Origin of the sequence: Bartonella capreoli, assembly GCF_902813205.1 — a bacterium.
Lineage (GTDB): Bacteria > Pseudomonadota > Alphaproteobacteria > Rhizobiales > Rhizobiaceae > Bartonella > Bartonella schoenbuchensis.
In genome coordinates this window covers 1-445 of record NZ_CADDZX010000229.1, presented here as the reverse complement: position 1 = coordinate 445, position 445 = coordinate 1, and the positions used below count along the sequence as shown (strand labels likewise).

Sequence of the window (445 nt, the reverse complement as noted above, 5' to 3'; positions counted from 1 at the left end):
AAGAGTTGACCGTCATTTTTTCCCTGAAAGACAGCCATTTTTCCAATTTTGAGGCTGGTATAATAGTCACCATTTTTTTCTTCCATAACAGCCAGAAGGGCTAATTCGCCGTGGCTTTCTATTTTTTTTCCGAGCTCTCTATAAAAAATTTTAGCAAAATCAGCATAGCCGGCTGCTTCAAGACGTTGAATTGCTTTGATCGCTTTTCGTGCACTAAAATGTTGTCGCTCAGCGCTTGTTGGTTTGGGAAAGGAAACTTTAAGCTTTTTTTGGTTGAGTCGTGCAGCGGCTAATTGACCATAGTAAGTTGCACCAAAATGAGCTGCGCGATGAAAGTATTGCTGGGCATTTTTATGTTCTTCTAGCGTTTCTGCTGTTCGTCCCATCCAGTAATATCACGTGATGCAGAAAAAGGTAAAGAAGAGAGTTGAGGAATACGTGAAAA

General features: G+C 40.7%; 1 pseudogene. It reads right to left on the bottom strand.

The annotated features are described in order from the left end of the window. Positions 1 to 445: pseudogene (locus tag J7R05_RS08185) on the bottom strand (lytic transglycosylase domain-containing protein); the annotation flags it as partial.